Source organism: Vibrio sp. 1580 (genome assembly GCF_033340055.1).
In genome coordinates, this window is sequence record NZ_JAWOVT010000012.1 from 104,772 (window position 1) to 120,039 (window position 15,268).

17 protein-coding genes are annotated in these 15,268 nt (G+C 46.9%); all 17 read right to left on the bottom strand.

Translation table 11 applies throughout. The annotated features are described in order from the left end of the window. Positions 1 to 47 precede the first annotated feature (47 nt). The 17 genes from R7093_RS18445 to R7093_RS18525 are packed head-to-tail and all read right to left on the bottom strand — an operon-like array spanning position 48 to position 15,262. Entirely contained in the window at positions 48 to 1,271 is a 1,224-nt protein-coding gene (locus R7093_RS18445) for a beta-ketoacyl-ACP synthase (protein ID WP_033906903.1), read from the bottom strand. Next, positions 1,268 to 1,993, bottom strand: a complete 726-nt coding sequence (gene fabG / locus R7093_RS18450) for a 3-oxoacyl-ACP reductase FabG (protein WP_005388326.1) — start codon at positions 1,991 to 1,993, stop codon at positions 1,268 to 1,270. The genes R7093_RS18445 and fabG overlap by 4 nt, the downstream gene beginning before the upstream one ends. Continuing rightward, on the bottom strand, positions 1,990 to 2,454 hold the full coding sequence (locus tag R7093_RS18455; RefSeq protein WP_017634799.1) for a hotdog family protein: 465 nt from the start codon (positions 2,452 to 2,454) through the stop codon (positions 1,990 to 1,992). The genes fabG and R7093_RS18455 overlap by 4 nt, the downstream gene beginning before the upstream one ends. Then, a complete protein-coding gene (locus R7093_RS18460) occupies positions 2,447 to 3,634 on the bottom strand; it encodes a beta-ketoacyl-[acyl-carrier-protein] synthase family protein (protein WP_318146774.1) in 1,188 nt (395 codons plus the stop codon). The genes R7093_RS18455 and R7093_RS18460 overlap by 8 nt, the downstream gene beginning before the upstream one ends. 20 nt (positions 3,635 to 3,654) lie before the next feature. Further along, entirely contained in the window at positions 3,655 to 4,266 is a 612-nt protein-coding gene (locus R7093_RS18465; protein ID WP_005382290.1) for a DUF3261 domain-containing protein, read from the bottom strand. Continuing rightward, positions 4,263 to 6,605 (bottom strand): MMPL family transporter, encoded by a 2,343-nt coding sequence (locus tag R7093_RS18470; protein WP_318146775.1) that lies wholly within the window; start codon positions 6,603 to 6,605, stop codon positions 4,263 to 4,265. Before R7093_RS18470 ends, R7093_RS18465 begins: the two co-directional genes overlap by 4 nt. Further along, positions 6,577 to 7,197 carry a LolA family protein gene (locus tag R7093_RS18475; protein ID WP_025587200.1) on the bottom strand — a complete coding sequence of 207 codons (621 nt, stop codon included), beginning with the start codon at positions 7,195 to 7,197 and terminating at the stop codon, positions 6,577 to 6,579. The genes R7093_RS18470 and R7093_RS18475 overlap by 29 nt, the downstream gene beginning before the upstream one ends. Then, the gene (locus R7093_RS18480; RefSeq protein WP_005388315.1) at positions 7,197 to 7,643 is read right to left on the bottom strand and encodes an acyl-CoA thioesterase; all 447 of its coding nucleotides are present in this window, start codon (positions 7,641 to 7,643) and stop codon (positions 7,197 to 7,199) included. The genes R7093_RS18475 and R7093_RS18480 overlap by 1 nt, the downstream gene beginning before the upstream one ends. Continuing rightward, the gene (hutH, locus tag R7093_RS18485; protein ID WP_170966928.1) at positions 7,643 to 9,196 is read right to left on the bottom strand and encodes a histidine ammonia-lyase; all 1,554 of its coding nucleotides are present in this window, start codon (positions 9,194 to 9,196) and stop codon (positions 7,643 to 7,645) included. Before hutH ends, R7093_RS18480 begins: the two co-directional genes overlap by 1 nt. Continuing rightward, the gene (locus tag R7093_RS18490; RefSeq protein ID WP_248524857.1) at positions 9,180 to 10,886 is read right to left on the bottom strand and encodes a glycosyltransferase family 2 protein; all 1,707 of its coding nucleotides are present in this window, start codon (positions 10,884 to 10,886) and stop codon (positions 9,180 to 9,182) included. Before R7093_RS18490 ends, hutH begins: the two co-directional genes overlap by 17 nt. Beyond that, a complete protein-coding gene (locus tag R7093_RS18495) occupies positions 10,879 to 11,247 on the bottom strand; it encodes a (3R)-hydroxymyristoyl-ACP dehydratase (protein ID WP_005396010.1) in 369 nt (122 codons plus the stop codon). The genes R7093_RS18490 and R7093_RS18495 overlap by 8 nt, the downstream gene beginning before the upstream one ends. Before the next feature lie 10 nt (positions 11,248 to 11,257). Next, positions 11,258 to 12,658, bottom strand: coding sequence for an AMP-binding protein (locus R7093_RS18500; RefSeq protein WP_248524859.1), 1,401 nt, complete (start codon positions 12,656 to 12,658; stop codon positions 11,258 to 11,260). A 4-nt stretch (positions 12,659 to 12,662) separates the two neighbouring features. Next, positions 12,663 to 13,223, bottom strand: coding sequence for a hypothetical protein (locus R7093_RS18505; protein ID WP_104978906.1), 561 nt, complete (start codon positions 13,221 to 13,223; stop codon positions 12,663 to 12,665). Then, the gene (locus R7093_RS18510) at positions 13,223 to 13,480 is read right to left on the bottom strand and encodes an acyl carrier protein (RefSeq protein WP_005382279.1); all 258 of its coding nucleotides are present in this window, start codon (positions 13,478 to 13,480) and stop codon (positions 13,223 to 13,225) included. The genes R7093_RS18505 and R7093_RS18510 overlap by 1 nt, the downstream gene beginning before the upstream one ends. A 15-nt stretch (positions 13,481 to 13,495) precedes the next feature. Continuing rightward, on the bottom strand, positions 13,496 to 13,756 hold the full coding sequence (locus R7093_RS18515; protein WP_248524861.1) for a phosphopantetheine-binding protein: 261 nt from the start codon (positions 13,754 to 13,756) through the stop codon (positions 13,496 to 13,498). Between the two features lie 13 nt (positions 13,757 to 13,769). Next, on the bottom strand, positions 13,770 to 14,537 hold the full coding sequence (locus tag R7093_RS18520) for a lysophospholipid acyltransferase family protein (RefSeq protein WP_005388305.1): 768 nt from the start codon (positions 14,535 to 14,537) through the stop codon (positions 13,770 to 13,772). Next, positions 14,534 to 15,262: a beta-ketoacyl synthase chain length factor gene (locus R7093_RS18525; RefSeq protein WP_017819930.1), complete on the bottom strand. Its 729-nt coding sequence runs from the start codon at positions 15,260 to 15,262 to the stop codon at positions 14,534 to 14,536. Before R7093_RS18525 ends, R7093_RS18520 begins: the two co-directional genes overlap by 4 nt. Positions 15,263 to 15,268 lie beyond the last annotated feature (6 nt).

Here is a 15,268-nt window from a genome sequence, read left to right on the forward strand (position 1 = left end):
CAACAAAAAAGCGCTGGTTAACCAGCGCTTTGCATTTACTAAGGGAATTACATCTTTTTAAAGATGATGGAGGTGTTGATGCCGCCAAAGGCGAAGTTGTTACTCATCAAATATTTCACGTCCAGCTCTCGGCCTTGTCCGGCGATGTAGTCTAAATCGCCACATTGCTCGTCGAGGTTTTCTAGGTTGAGCGTTGGGTTAAACCAACCTGTGTGCATCATTTCTAAACCTAGCCACGCTTCAATCGCGCCACAGGCGCCTAGTGTGTGGCCAAAGTAGCTCTTGAGTGAACTTATTGGCACTTTGCCCAGAGCATTCGCTGTTGCGTTGCTTTCCGCAATATCGCCGCGGTCGGTGGCAGTGCCGTGAGCAGATACATAGTCGATCTTCTCAGCAGGAATGCTCGCGTTTTGCAAAGCCATTTCCATACAGATTTGCATGGTTTCCATCTGTGGTTGAGTGACGTGTGCGGCATCACAGTTGCTGGCAAAACCGATGATTTCTGCATAGATTTTCGCGCCACGAGCGACGGCGTGTTCGTACTCTTCCAGAACTAGCGTTCCCGCACCTTCACCAATCACCAAACCATCGCGATCGGAGTCATAAGGTCTTGGTGTGCTTTTCGGGTCTTCATTCTTTAGACTGGTGGCAAAAAGGGTATCGAAGACAGCGGATTCCGTTGGGCACAATTCTTCAGCGCCACCAGCAACCATGACCGTTTGGTAGCCGTGCTTGATCGCTTCGTAGGCGTAGCCGATTGCTTGGCTGCCAGAGGTACATGCACTGCTGGTTGGGATCACTCGGCCTTTCAAACCGAAAAATAGACCAACGTTCACTGCCGTGGTATGCGGCATCATTTGCACGTAAGTCGTTGCGGTGATCGCTTTAGTGGTTTTCTCATTCAGCATGACACCAAATGCGCCGATTGCGTCAGTACTGCCTGTTGATGAGCCGTATGCGATACCCGTTTGACCATTGGTGAGTACGTCGTTACCAATCAAACCTGCTTGGCTTAGTGCGTTTTCTGTTGCGACGGTCGCCAATTTGGAAACACGCCCCATGCCGCGTACTTGCTTGCGCTTGTAGTGCTTTGGCAGTTCAAAATCTAAAATTGGTGCCGCGAGCTTGGTGTTCAACCCATCATACTGTTCATAAGAAGGCATGTATTGCGTCGCGTTCTGGCAATCACGCAGTTTTGGTTCGACAGATTGCCAATCGTTACCAAACGCAGTCACGCCTGACATTCCGGTTACAACAACTCGACGGCTCATACTAGGCCTCCGTTTACCGAAATGACTTGGCGAGTTACATAGCCTGCGATGTCAGACATAAGGTAACTGACTAAACCAGCAACTTCTTCTGGCTCTCCCATGCGGCGCAAAGGAATTTGCGGCATCGCGTGTTCTTTCACGTGTTCGTCTACCATGCCTGTGTCGATAAGCCCTGGAGCAACGCAGTTGACGGTGATTTTGCGTTTTGCCAGTTCAAGCGCGAGTGATTTTGTTGCACCAATTACGCCCGCTTTCGCTGCGCTGTAGTTAGTTTGACCACGATTCCCCATTAGGCCAGAGACTGATGCAAGCGTAACAATTCGGCCGCCTTTGCGCTTTTGCACCATTGGCATAACACAAGGGTGAAGAACGTTGTAGAAGCTATCTAAGTTGGTATGAATCACACCATCCCATTCTTCTTCGGTCATCGCAGGGAAAGCGGTATCTTTTGTGATGCCAGCGTTGTTTACGACGCCATAGTAAGCGCCGTGTTCGGCGATATCGGCTTCGAGCTTCTCACGACAATCTGCACGGTCACTGATGTCGAATTGGATAAGACGACCGCTACCACCATGCTGTTCGATGGTGTTTAGGGTGTCTTGCGCGCCTTGCTGATCGCCCATGTAATGGACAATGACTTGGAAACCATCTTTGGCTAATTGAACGGCAATGGCTTTACCGATGCCTTTGCTGGCACCTGTAACGAGGACTTGTCGGGTCATTGTTGACTCCTGATTTTCATTTCTTGTAATTTTTCTTCTGATGGAACGTAAACGTTCAATTGGCAAGTCGCTACAACAGTTCCTTGTAGCTCAATACGGGCTGAAAAAACCGCCATACCGTTATCTTCCATAACTTTTTCAGCATACACATCGAGCACCTGTCCGCGAGAAAACGTATCGCATTCAGACGTGTATCGACGGCTACCAAGTAAAAAGCCAATCGGTGGCGCTTGTTCTTTCATTAATGCGTGGTAACCAGACCACGCCGCGACAGATTGCGCCATAAACTCAATGCCAACGTAAGCTGGCACAGTTTGAGAGGCCGAGTCGAAGAACGGGTTGTGTTCTGCGATATCAACCTGGCAGTGAATCGTATCTTGTTGAACATCCAAAGCACGATCAACCAAGATCATTGGTTTGTCGTGTGGCAAAAGTTGTTCGATGGGAGGAAGTTTAGTCATGAGAGTAACCAAAAATAAGACTAATATTATTGCCACCAAAAGCAAAAGAGTTGCTGAGAATCGCTTTGTTACCGAGTTTGGTTGGCGTCTCAACTAACGATATATGGATATCGTCTGCTTTGGTTTCGCAGTGTTGTATTGGCAAATCAAGGTTGTACTTGAGAATATGCCAAGCGATCGCGGCTTCCGTTGCGCTTGCTGCGCCTAATGTGTGTCCGGTAAGTGGCTTTGTCGAGCTTACGGGAACGGAGTCACCAAAGCAGCGATGAATGGCTTTGCTTTCCATCGCATCGTTTAACGGCGTTGCTGTGCCATGCGCGTTGATGTAACCAATGTCTTGCGCTGTAAGTCCTGCATTGGCCAACGCTTTTTTCATCGCTTCTTCTGCGCCTAACCCTTCTGGATGTGGTGCGGAAATATGGTGTGCGTCTGAGCTGTCGCCAGCTCCGAGAAGAGCAACGGGCGCAGGTGTTTTGCTTAGCAACATTAATGCTGCGGCTTCGCCGATATTGATGCCGTTGCGATGTTGATCAAACGGCTTACAAAGGCTATCGGATAGAGCTTCTAAACCGTTAAAGCCGTTTAGTGTGAGGCGACAAATGGTATCCACACCACCCACAATAACCGCATCAACAATGCCAGAGCGAATCATGCGTTGCGCGGTTAAAAAGACACGGCCACTAGAAGAACAGGCGGTTGAAACTGAGTAATGTGGGCCGCTCAAATCAAAGTAGGCGGCAATAAAATCGCTGCAGTTGCCAAGCTCTTGTTTGGTGTAATGGTAGTCGGCAGGAAAATTACCTTTTGCCAGCTTTTCACCAAATGCGATTTCGCCATCTGAAATGCCAGATGTGCTGGTGCCGATCACGACTGCGATACGGTCACGACCATATTTAGCCATGGCGTCACGCACGTCGCCTTCGATTTGCTGCAAAGCCGAAAGTGCGAGGCGGTTGTTTCTCGTATCAAACTGGCTGAGTGCGGTCGGTAATTGCGGTAACGTCTGTGCAATTCGACCGATTACTGTTTGGCGGCCTGAATTTAAAATATCTCGGTCAACCACCATGTTGGATGGCTTCGCTCCCGATAAACACTGGTGGATGAGCGCATCATCTTGTCCCATGGCAGAGTGAAAGCCACAGGCCTGAATATACAAAGGTTGAGAAGAGCGAATAGGCATATTGTTATTCTAAATTGTTCTTAATTAATCTGATGTTGCAGTGTTTGAATAGAAATTGAAAACTGATGTTTGAGGTGATGAAAATCAATCTTACCCTCTAACTTGTTAGAAGAGCTGTATTGAATCTCAATGATCTTTTCACCGTCGCTATCAAAGATGGCGCGAGAATTATTTTTATCAATAATTCGCCACCTTACCTCATTTAACGATCCTTCCCAAGCGGAACTCGGCCAGAGCGTGATCATCAGGTTAAATAATACCTGTTCTGGCTGCGGTAGCGAACCTTGTAAACCGTTGAGCACTTCGGTTTGAATTTGTTCTCCATCGTAAGACAGTGAGAGTACTCTTGTCCCCCAGGATGAGAAGCCTGCCAGCACCACTTCGTTGTTGGTCACTTGCAGTTGTACCGGAAGTTGCTCAGATGTGGTTTTACCATCTATTGCCCAAGAAGCCGTAATTAACTGACTGGCAGACAACTGATAGCCCAAGCTTGCGGGAGTGGGTAAGCTAACTTGGGTGTGCTCGTCAATGTCGACCTGAGGCGTCGATTGGTGAGGGACCAAGCTGCATGCACTTAAAAACAGGCTCAGTGCGAATAACGTCGCGCAGCGAAAGGCGTGATTGAAAATCATGACGTCGTTTCCTCTGTTTTAATTGCAATCGGAGAGAGCAGCCAAGCGACAAAAATACCACTTAACACCGTAATGCCAAAACTGTGAATCGCGTGAGTTTGGCTTAGTGACAGCAACCCAAATGACAACACAGTGGTGATTGCCGAAAGGGTGATCGCCAATAGTGTGCTCACACTGCGGGCTTTCTCGGCAAAGAACAGAGTGTAATCGATCCCGATACCAAGAATGAGCACCAAGCCAAGCAAGTTGAACAGGTTTAATGTTGTTCCCATCGCGACAGCAGTTGCCAGACCGCAGGCGCAAGCAATCAATGATGGCAGTAAAACTCGCCAACTGTGTTGCAGACCGTACCGCTTGATTAATACCAGAAAGATCACAGCACTGGCGGCTGCCAATAGCTCCATGATTTTGATTCGGTATTCACCAAATAGGGCGGATATTTCTTCAGCTTTGTTTAGGTAAACAACATCAGACTGTGATTTGGCAAATGCCTTAACAACAGCGGAGTCTTGCAATTGGTTTAACACCACAACCGTTGCCGATTTTTCTTTAATTTTACCCAAATGAAGAAAACGTACAGGCGCTGATACCGGGTTTTGCAAGTACTGTTCAACCGTAACAGGGATAAAGTCGGCGTCCATTTTGGGCTTTTTACTTAAGCCCAACCCGGAAGTAAGTGGGCTGGATTGTGTCGCGTAAAGATCGCGAATCAATTGATAGTCTTGTTGCTGACGTTCCACTGAGCTCAAGTAGCGGCTCAGGCTCTGGTAGCTTTCGATGGTGCTTTCCGCTTTCCACGCTTCTAAAGTTGGTGTCAAAGACTCCAGCTTTTTCATTAGGCTTTCGTCATCGTCGGCGGTAACGACCAACATTTGCTGCGAAGATTGCATGCCACTGAGCGTCGTAATCAAGGTTTCTTGCTGCTTGAGATCTTTCGGCATCGTTTGCAGCAGACGAATGTCGTCATCGTAGTTCAATTGCAGCAAGAAAAAGCCACTCGCAACCACACATAACATCGGTAATCCGACTTTAATTCGAGGTTGATTCCAAAGCGTTAACCATTTCGCCAACAGTGATTGTCCCGGTAAAGTCGAAATGGTGCGCGATGGGTTACGAGCCAGTATCGGATACCAAGCTACCACTGTGATGTAAGCGGCAATCAGACCAATGGATGAAAACAGCGCAAGCTGCTGCAAACCAGGAAACGGTGCCACTAACATGCCCAAATAGCCGATCAAACTGGTGATTAAGCCAAGTGTGATAGCTATGAAAATATGCTTTAACCCTTGCTCGCTATCCCATTCATTTCCCGCCGCAAGACGTTCGGTTAGGTAGTGGAATGCGTAGTCGATAGACACGCCGATTAAACTTGCGCCAAACACTAAGCTGAACAGATGGACTTTTCCAAAAATCCACGTCGTAACGGACAACGCAACGAGCAAACCAATGGTGATGGAAAGCAGCGCGAGAGACAGTGGCATCACACTACGAAAGACCAACACGAACAATGCAATGATACCGAGCAGAGAGAACACACCGATGGTGCTGATCTCCGATTTTGCACTTTGCGTACCAAAGTCGGCGTAAAATAGAACGCCAGTATGTGCGACTTCAGCGCCATATTTCTGCGCGACGCTTTGTTCTAGCGCTTGAATATCAGGGACTGCAAGCTGCCCAGTTAGGCTATAAGGCGAGTCTTTTATCTCAGCAGTAATAAGCAAGTATTGAGCACCGTCTTTTTCGACGGATAGATAGCCGTTATCCAACCGGAAAGAGGAAGATTGCTGGGTAACTTGGCTTAAATAATCACGAAATAACAAGAAAGGGTCATTTTGTAACTCTTGCCCGGTCACTCCAGAAAACGGGTTGTACAGAGACTGAATTACATGCTGCACTTGCTGCTCTGGATTTTTGCTTAAACGCTCTCGTTGTTCAGGCGTCAGCAATTGGAAACGGTGCTTAAAGTAGTAACTCGCCCAAGCTTGCTGCTCTTGAGGTGAGATTTTCCCCACCACATCGCGAAAATGATTACTTTGTCGTAACCCCTTATCAAATTCAGTGGCCGCTGCAAAAAGGGCATTTTTGTCCGGCGCTGTGATCACGAAAATGACTTTGTCGCTCATACTTGCCGAGACCGACTCAAAGGCTTGCTCAGCCACTGGGTTTTGTTGGTTCTTCGGCAACAGTTTTAAAATGTTGGTCTCAATCGGAGATTCTGCACTCCAAACCCATTGTTTGAGTAGCAACGCGCCCGCTAAAACAACGAGATTGAGCCAAACCAGAGCAAAGGTGTGAGTGCCGAGACTGAGTTTAGAAACGGAATTGAGCGTCTTCGGCATCCGTGAGTTCCTGAGGTAGAGAGGTCTGGTTAGCAAACGTGATTTCGGTCTTATCGCCACGCAGCTCTTGTAGGGTTAGGCGATCTATGTGCGTTTTACCGGAAAGAGTGATGGATTGAAACACCGCATTTAATGGCGACTGTTTGGGCACTAAAACGAGCTGCCACTGATTGTTCTCAACTGAAAAATCGAGTGTGAATTGTTCTTGCAGTGCAGAAGTATCCCCGTGGAACACGGATAAAAACACGTGGCTAAAGTAGAATGCCATTGGGTTTTCTTGTGCAGAGATCGTTTTCGGTGCTTGGTCGGCAAAAGTCTGACGAAGTTTGTTTTCCGTCAATACCAAATTGACTGCGAAAGGTTCTGTTTGTTGCCACAACAAGCCATGTGTTTTGCTCAGTGTGAACTGACCTTTAGAGGTTAGAGGTTGACTGAACATTTCCAGATGACGCTGCTGCGTAAAATCTCCGCGTACGATTTCATGCTGAGACAACTGCTGCTGAAGCGATGCCAAATCCGTTACGTTTGCAGTCGGTGTGGCCAGTGCTGGAACAGAAAATATCAACAAAAAAGAGAGTAACCACTTTTGCATTAGTTCAGGCTCCCATGGTTGTGCCATTGCTCTACTTTATCTAAAAAGACTGCTGGAGACACAAAGCACATCTCTTGCTTTTCAATGGATACGGCGACTTGCGTTGTATGCGCTTTGCACATACGTTGATTCGTTTCGGCGTCGTAAATCACGTAATCCACACGTAAGCGGTTTTCCCACTCAGTGAGTTGCGCGGTAATGCGAATGGTGTGATTAAACGGAATCGCCTTGACGTATTTAACGCGCGTGTCGATGATCGGCCACATGTACCCAGAGTCTTGCATATCGCGATAGCTGTATTGGATCTTCTCCATCAGCACACGACGCGCTTCTTCAAAATACCGAAAGAAGTTGCCGTGATATATCACGCCCATCGGGTCAGCATCTTGGAATGAGGTGACCATAGTCACCTCCGCTTCTAATGGGTAGAGAACCTGCTCTTGCATTATACCTCCGCGTAGAGTGGCCAATGACGTTGCTGAATGCGTTCAATGAAATGACGCAAATCTTGTTCTAACGGGCGATCTTCAATCACAAATTCAAACTCGCTCAGTACGGCGTCACGAATTACTCGCAAACTCTGACTCATGTGGTGTTCGTCCAATTCGTTATGACGGCGACGAATCTCAACCGCTTGAACGCTTGCTAGGAGTGAAGCCGCAGCAACTTGCTCTGTTAACTCAAGTACGCGTAGGCAATCACGAGCCGCAATGGTGCCCATGCTCACTTTGTCTTGGTTGTGACATTCGGTTGAGCGAGAAAAAACGCTCGCTGGCATGGTGTTTTTCAACGCTTCTGCCGTCCAAGCTGAGATACCAATCTGAACCGCTTTAAAGCCGTGGTTGATCGGTTTACGCTCGCCTTCTGCACCGGTTAAGTTAAACGGCAGGCCGTTATTGAACTTGTAATCCATCAGTTGCGCCATCTGACGGTCCAGCAAATCAGCTAAGTTGGCAATGTTCACTTTCAATGTGTCCATCGCCATTGCGATATGACCACCGTAGAAGTGACCGCCGTGCAGAACGCGCTCGTTGTCGCCATCGATAATTGGATTGTCATTGGCACTATTTAGTTCATTCTCAATCAATTGACGTAGCCAAGGCAGTGAGTCTTGAACCATGCCAATCACGTGTGGCGCACAACGCAGCGAGTAGCGATCTTGCAGTCGGTCGCTATTGCGTGGCGGACGTTCAGCATTGAGATCATCACGCAGCCAAGCCGCAACTTGCTGTTGACCAGGGTGAGGTTTTACCGCAAACAACGCTTCATCAAAGTGGAAGTCATTACCTTGCATACCCACAGAGACCATCGCGGTAATCTTGGTGCAAAGCTGCGCTAGGTATTCTGCTCGTTTGTAGGCAAGACAGGCGAGGGCAGTCATCACGGATGTACCGTTCATTAACGCCAAACCTTCTTTTGGTTTTAGGCGAATTGGTTCAATGCCCAGCTCTGCAAACACTTCTTGTGTTGGTCGCACATCGCCTTTGTAAAGCACTTCACGCTCGCCAATTAAGGTCGCCGCTAGGTAAGACAGAGGCGTTAAATCGCCACTTGCACCCACCGAGCCTTCTTGTGGAATACGCGGCGCAATGTCGTGGTTGATAAGCGCAACGATTTGGTTCAACAGATCGTGAGACACGCCAGATACGCCTTGCGACAATGAACATAAACGTGTCGCCAACACCGCACGAGCTTGCTCATGAGAAAGGATTTGACCTAAGCCACAGCCATGGAAGCGCGTAAGGTGCAACGGAAGTTCATCCACAAGAGCAGGTGGAATCGCCACGGTGCATGAATCACCATAACCCGTGGTTACGCCGTAAATAACGCCTTCTTCTTTCAGTAACCGTTCCAGAAACGCCACGCCACGATCAATCTTCGCGGTAAATTCTGGCGAGGTGTTCATGTTTGCCTTTGCACCTTGAGCAATGGCAACGACATCTTCGATGGTTAAAGATTGGGCACCAAAAGTGATGTTGTGATTATTGTTGTTTGTCATGTGGCTGATTACTTAAAGTCCAGAAGTTAAAAAAGTTGTACCACTGTAACGGCGCTTGCAGTGTGTGGTGTTCTAATCTGTGGGCGTACTGTTGAACAACGTGTTCTAGTGCCTGCTGACGCTCCTTGCGCGGTAGCGTGATTTGGTCACTAAAGTGTTCAAAGTACACATTAAAATGCGGAGTGTTCGCTTCATCGTCGCGTAGGCCGAAGAGTAAGTAAACCGGCGCTTTTAATACCGAGGCTAGCATGAATGGGCCTTGCGGGAATGGTGCAGGTTTACCAAGAAAATCTGCCCAAACGACACGATTTTCTTTGCTGGTGGAAGTGCGATCGCCAACGATCACCACCCATTCGCCTTGCTCGATTTTTTGTTGAAGCAGAATCGCGGTGTCTGGTCCCATTGAGCTGACTTGAATCAGATTCAGTTCCGAATTTGGGTTTACCGCCTTCATTACCGCATTAAATTGTTCAGCGTGTTGGGTAAATACCAAGGCATTGATTTTGACATGAGAGTGTCGACGACCAAGCGCACGGCAGAGTTCGATATTGCCAAGGTGCGAGCCTAAAATGAGCACGCCTTGTTTTTTCTGCGCCATCTCTTCGAAATGATGCTGGCCGTGAATGGTTAGGTTATCGACGTTAAAGTCACCTTGCCATGCTGCCAGTTTGTCGAGCATGGTTCGCCCAAAAGAAAGCAGATGATGATAGCTGTCCAACTGTTTTGGTAGTGCGATGCTCTGCTGCGTTGCGTAGTACTGCAAGTTTTGCAGGTAAATCTCAGACGCTTCACGGGCAGATTTACCCGTGAAGTGGTAGTAGCGCATGACTAATTTTAAAATCAGGTCAAACGCTTTTCTGCCGAACAAGCGGTAAACCGCGAGTAAGGTTTTGATGCCTAAAATCGTGCCTTGTTCTTTTCGTTTCGACCAGTGGGCATTACTGTCATCTGTGTTTTGGCGCTTTCTGGCGAGTAGCGAAGGAATGCGCGGCAACATGCCAAAAAATAGGCGAGTGTGCATCCAGCTTATCTTGACGTTATCCCACAATGCGTCGAAGTGGGAAATGCCACCTTCAGGGTAGATCACGCGCGTTGGAACAAAATCAATGTCGACGCCTTCCCAGTACATTCGCACTAGAATTTCGATATCAAAATCCATGCGTTTGCCGATACTGTACTTGTTCAACACGGCGACCGTTTTCGCCACTGGGTAGGCGCGAAAACCGCACATGCTGTCTTTGATAGACAGTGACAAGGTTTCTATCCACACCCACACGTGCGTAGCGTAGCGACCATACAAACGGGATTTAGGTACGCTCTCGTCGTATATCGGTTGGCCCGAAATCAGGTTATCTGGTTTTGTTTCGCTGGCGTTGAGCAATTTCGGCAATGCTTCTAGGTCGTGTTGACCGTCTGCGTCGATTTGAATGGTGTGCGTAAAACCAAGTTGGTGAGCTTGATGTAGGCCTGCCATCACCGCGCCACCTTTGCCTTGGTTTTCACTCAAACTAATCAGTTTTATCAGCCCTTGTTCACTCAAAGCAGAAAGCGCTTGTTTGGTGTCTTCATTGCTGCCGTCGTCCACGACCAGCACTGGCAAAGCGAAAGAGGATAACGATGCCACCACGTCTGCAATTGTGCTGCCGTGGTTGTAGCAAGGAATTAAAAAGCAGGGACGGTAATCACTCACGTGACTCACCCAGTTTCATTTTGCCTGAAGAGTGAGTCACCAAGGTTTCACCGTTTTTCGATGTGTACTTAAAGGTCAATTTCTCGCGCTCATTGTCCCAAGAGAGTGAGAGACAAACGTCGGCGTTTGGCAGAATCGGCTCTTGAAATTTGATGACTTCCATTCCTTTAAATACCTTGGGAGTGTTCAAATATTGAACGGCGTAGAACAACGCCCAATCAATTTGAGTGACGCCGGGTAAAAGAGGGAAGTGATTGAAATGACCTTGGAAATCTAAGATGTCAGCATCCACTCGCAGCGACAGCTCCGCGGTATGGTCACTCACTTCAATATTCTGAATAGTTGGTTTTCTTTTATCCATGTTACTAGCTTTATTGGAATAGTTTTTCAATTTCAGCAACTTGGCGTTTGCCTTGGCTGTTCAATGGAATTTCGTCGACCACTCGGAATTTTCTCGGGATAGCGATCGGTTCTAGCCAATTGCGCAGTGCCTTGCGAAGCTCAAGCCAAAATTTGCCTTTACCAAGTTCATTAAGCACATCGCTGCCTTGATCGTTAAGTACGATGATCGAGACTAACGTGAGGCGACCAGATTCTTCCATTGGGATCACCACGCTTTCTTGAACCCACGGCAATTGCTCTAAACGTTTTTCCACTTCGACAAGGGAAATACGCTTTTCTTCGACTTTGACGATTCGGTCAGTGCGTCCACGCAATTCAAAAGAAATACTATCATGGAAATAGCATTCATCCGCAGTTTGGTACCAAGTGTTTTCATCAATGTGTGGCGAGCGGAGCTTTAAACAATTTTCATGGTTAAGCTCGGCTTCAACACCAGGGAATAACGTCCAGGGAGTGCTAGCTACGTGCTGCTGACGGTAAGCGATGCCGCCGGTTTCTGTGCTGCCAAACACTTCAATAGGAAGTGACCCAAACAACTCCTGGCTGTGCTGCGCCGCTTGGTTTGGCAAGGGGCCACCAGAAGAAAATACACACCGAATCGCAACCGGATCGTGCTCTTCACTGAGTCGTTTTAGTAACGCAGGGCTGCTTACTAGCGTGGTGTCAGCATCAGCGTGATGGACAATTTGCTCTGGGAACTCAAGGTTGTGTGCTGAAAATGGACGTGCGGAGCACAAAGGCCACAATACGCGGAACAGCAAGCCGTAAATGTGTTGATGAGAAACGGTGCTTTCAACGCGTGTGCTGGCAACCGTGTCGCCCCATAGGTTATCTAGAATAGCAACTTCGATATCGAGCTGTTTCAGCGTTTTTGCAATGGCTTTTGGTGTGCCGCTTGAACCCGAAGTAAATAGCGTTACTGGTATTTCTGCCAGGTTTAATTCACGCCAAAAATAAGGTTGTTTGGCCTCTGGCTCGCTAATCACGGTGGTTTCTAGCAATGATTGAGCTTCGATCAAAAGCGAGCTCACGAGTTCTGGAGCCGAGACATCGGCATCATGCAGCAACAAATCGTAGTACTCACTGAGCTCTTTGAGTGCTTCTGGTTGGTAATTACCAGGTAATACAATGGATTTTCCTGCATAACAACAAGCAAAAAAGCCAACGGCAAACAGGTAGCTGTTGCCAAAACACAACGCAATGTTTTGCGTTGGTTGGGTTTCTAGCTGCTGAGTAAGTGTTGCGACGTGCTGCTGGAAATCACCCCACGTGATAACCGTGTCGCGATCGTAAGAGACTGGGGATTGCTCAGACCTCTCCGCGATGAACAAGGTCGCAAGGGAGGTAAAGCTCGAATACGTTGTATTCATACGATTAGTGTTCCTTTCGAACAAATTGACGCACGATCCATTCTCCAGCGAACAAGCCACCAGCAAGTAAGTAGCTGATGAGGCCGTTATAAAGCGTCCATATTTTTACTGGTAGGAAACAGGTATAGAGTGCAACGGCAGCGTTGAGCGTAAAAAAGGCGCACCAAACCATCGTCACTTTGCGAGTGTAAGCCACGCCACTAGCCGGAAGGTCGGGCTCTTGCAAGCGAGCAAGCCTCTCTATGAACGATTGCGGCTGTTTTAAGCTCAGTCCAAATACACACAGCATACATAAATTGACAACGACAGGGTAAAACTGAAGCCACCCATGTTGTTTAAACACCATGCCAAGCGTAATTAGGACAATGCCAACAGCGCCCGTAACGAGCGCCAAGAACTTAAACTCTTTTAGTGGGGTCTTATTTGCGACGAAAACACGCAAAAGTAACGCAGCAATTAACAAGCCCCCAACTAAGTTCAAGCCAAATTTATCTATACCGAAATAGACGGCGAAGGGGTAGGCAAACAGTACAATTGCAGACAGACCAGTCAGCAATTGGCGCATTAACTTTCCTTCAATAACTCAGTGACAGCGTTAACCACATCGTCAACGGTTCTTACTGCACTAAACTCTGCTGGCTTGATTTTTTTGCCAGTGACATTCTGTAGGTGTACGACCAAATCAACGGCGTCAATGCTATCAAGATCGAGATCTTGGTATAAGTGCGCATCTGATTGAATGTCGGCTGCGTCAATTTCGAACAGCTCAACAAGCGCATCTTTAACTTGTTCAAATACTTGATCTTTATTTACATCAGTCATGAATATACCTACAACTTATTCATTAGTTTGAGAAGAAACGTATTTCGCTAGATTTGCTACAGACGCAAAGTGTTTGCGCGTATTTGAGTCGTCGGCATCAATAACGATGTTGTATTGTTTTTTTATTGCGAGTCCAAGCTCAAGCGCGTCGATAGAATCTAAGCCAAGTCCATCACCAAAAAGTGGTGCATCCGTTTCAATATCATCTACGGTTAAATCTTCAAGGTTTAAAGCATCAATAATAAGTTGCTTAATGTCGTTGTGTAACTGTTCCACTGGGACCTGCTTATTAATAAAAGTTTTCTGGAAAAATGTTTTCAGCTAGGTGCTGTTGTAAGCGTCGCGCCGCTATTGTCGGCGACGTAGTTTGCTTTATAAAGGGGGTAATCTCAACTTTATCCTTAACTTCAACCCTGAAAAAGGGCTTTGTTGCCGGTACTTGATACCATTTTTTCTCTTTTGTGAGGAAACTTGGTGTTACCGTAATATGGACCACCCTTAAATCTCGCTCTGTTCTTACCGCAATTTGTGCTGCACCACGTTGTAATTTCGGTTCTACACCTGGCGTTGTTCTTGTTCCTTCAGGGAATATAAGCAACACGTTGCCTTTGTTAAATCGCTCATCACAAAGTGCTAATAAATCATCCGGTGCTTCATTGGGAATATATCCGGCTGCTTTTACGATGTGCTTCATAAAAGGATTCGACCATATTGCCGATTTTACTAAACAGTCGCAGCGATTTAATTGTGAAGCAATGAGAACGTAATCGATTAAACTAGGGTGGTTGGCAACAATTAAACAATTACGATCTTGTTGAAGAATATCGGCACCAATAATTTGATAATCGATTGCGCCACTCAACTTCATCAATTTACAAAATGTGTTGAATGAATATCGAATCGCACCTTGAACTTTATATTCGCGTTCCGTTTGGTCTGAAACAAAAATACGAATGGTCGGAATAACAATGAAGCTCAGTACTAAACCACCTAACCCAAATACTGAAAAACAAAAGCCTGTTGCTAGCACACGCCAATACTGATTTAAGCGAGTCATTTTTTGTGCCATTCCCAAGCTTGTTGCGGAGCGAAAATAGTCCACTGGCTTTTATCTAACAAGTATTGTTGCAAAAATACTAAACCTTGAGGAAGAGGATGACCGGAACGTTCTGCGTTTATGGAGCTTTGTATCGCGAACTTGTCTCCATGAGAAAGTATTAAGCCAAGTCCAAACCCTTGGTATTGTTGGTTTTCATATTCTAAATAAGAGTCAGGCATAGGCTCATCAAAATCAACAAGCAGTACTTTTTTGTCAGGATTGTCGGACAAAAACAACCATGCTTCTAATATTGCGCTTTGGAATGTGTTTTCTGCCGCAGCGATAGAAGTTAGGGGAATGGGTTGTTTAGTTGCGATAGTGGCAAGCCCTGCGGCGGTATTGTGCACCGATTGAGAAAAAGCCATCGGAGACGCCTCTTCTCCATTAATTATATCTTCAACTAGTGCGACGCTGCGATGCAGTTCACCATGACGGCTTGAAAATACAAGGTAATCAACTTGATGTTGATTAAGCATTTCGATTGCAGTTTGTACCGCCAGTTTACTGAGTGGGCTCATTCTTCTGCGCATCATCGCAGGAATATTTGCAACATTGATTTTGCCATCTTCTGGCCATTTTATCTCTGTTGCCCATTGTTTCCATTCATTGGATTCGGATAAACCGAATGAATTCGCTGTCCACGCATCAATATTGAACGAAATGTTGATCTTCGAGTTTGGCATATTGGG